The sequence below is a fragment of the Barnesiella sp. CU968 genome, from assembly GCF_905219685.1.
In the GTDB taxonomy this organism is placed as follows: domain Bacteria; phylum Bacteroidota; class Bacteroidia; order Bacteroidales; family Muribaculaceae; genus Lepagella; species Lepagella muris_A.
The window spans coordinates 1-1,573 of sequence record NZ_CAJMXD010000531.1; the positions used below are offsets into that span (position 1 = coordinate 1).

Here is a 1,573-nt window from a genome sequence, read left to right on the forward strand (position 1 = left end):
AGAATTTTTTGTTTTCTTCACACATTTTACTAAAAAATGTTGAATCTGACGGTCAACACTTTTCCGGACTAGACATATGATTAACGAAACAAAGACTCAGCCTGTTCACACCTATACCCACTGTCGGATTTAATCCTCTTGAAAAAGTCTCGCCATATGTAACAGCAAAGCGGGTCGGAATCAGTGGATTCCAATCCGCTTTATCATGATTGCTTCGATTAGAGGTCAGAGGAGTTTGCGGTGTTCGTGCTTTTCTATGGCGCGATGCACCTTATGTATTTCCTGAACCATGAATACTCCTACAGCCACAGTAGCCGCTGAAAGTACAAGTTTTGCAATCTTAAATCCCAGTTTCACGCCATAATGGCAATGAGCATGTTCTTGTTCGTGACTCATAATGATGTGTTTTTTATAATTAAGTTTCATTTCTAAAACACCGGTTATCACCGGATGGTTCATTAAAGCGGCTATTCGAACTTTTTCATGTCCCAAGTTATTCTATAGGTAAACTTTACAACAAAAAATTATGTCTGACAGCAAACGCGCCATAACGTTCGACCGGGTAATACGGGTAATAGCGACTCTTGCCATTATCGCAGTGGCAGTGTGGCTTATCGGCATACTGAGCAATGTGCTGCTACCCTTCTGCGTCGCATGCATCATATCCTACCTCCTGGAACCTGTCGTGGAGTTCCAGCAAAAGCATCTGAAGCTGAGACACCGTTCGATTCCTGTCTTTCTCACTCTTCTGGAAGCGGCACTGATATTCGGAATACTCGCCTATTTTTTTATCCCTTCTGCAATAGACGAAATAACTCAGCTTGAAGCTATGATGAAAACATCACCGAGACATCATTCCTCTTTCATACCGCCGGAGATACATGAATATTTTTCTCGTTATTTCAGCCATGAGAATATCTCGAAATACCTTAGCGGAAGCCGGATGGAGGCGGTCTTGAACAAAAGCACAACTGTTCTTGCCGCCACGGTTGACTTCCTGATGCACACGATAGAATGGCTCCTCACATTTATTTACGTGATTTTTATTTTGCTTGATTACAAACGAATCATGCAGGGATTCCGTCTGCTGGTGCCACCGAAATACCGCGAAAAAACGTATCCGGTGCTTGACGACATAAAAGACAACATGGATCGTTATTTCCGCAGTCAGGCTGTGATTGCGTGTTGTGCCGCAGTGTTCTATTGCATCGGATTCTCCATTGTCGGTCTTCCACTCGCGATAGTGATGGGAATCACAGTAGGTTTACTCTATATGATTCCATATTTTCAATATGTGACACTGATACCCGTGATAATTCTGTGTTATATAAATTCCATGACAGGTACCTGTGAATTCTGGCCTGAACTTGGCAAATGTGCATTGGTTTATGTGATAAGCCAATGCATCTGTGACTATCTCCTGACACCTAAGATCATGGGAAAGACTCTTGGTCTGAATCCTGCGATAATTCTCCTTTCGCTTTCTATCTGGGGCACCTTGCTTGGTATAATCGGGATGATAATAGCTCTTCNTCTCACCGCCATCATCATTGCCTATTACAAACAATACATA

At 42.6% G+C, this 1,573-nt stretch carries 2 protein-coding genes; one reads left to right on the plus strand and one right to left on the minus strand.

The features are described 5' to 3' along the window. Positions 1-225: 225 nt before the first annotated feature. Positions 226-396: a hypothetical protein gene (locus JX312_RS13420; protein WP_164916490.1), complete on the minus strand. Its 171-nt coding sequence runs from the start codon at positions 394-396 to the stop codon at positions 226-228. A 130-nt stretch (positions 397-526) separates the two neighbouring features. On the opposite strand from JX312_RS13420, the gene JX312_RS13425 reads away from it, so the two are divergent. Beyond that, a partial coding sequence (locus JX312_RS13425) for an AI-2E family transporter (protein WP_204458419.1) occupies positions 527-1,573 on the plus strand: 1,047 nt, incomplete at its 3' end.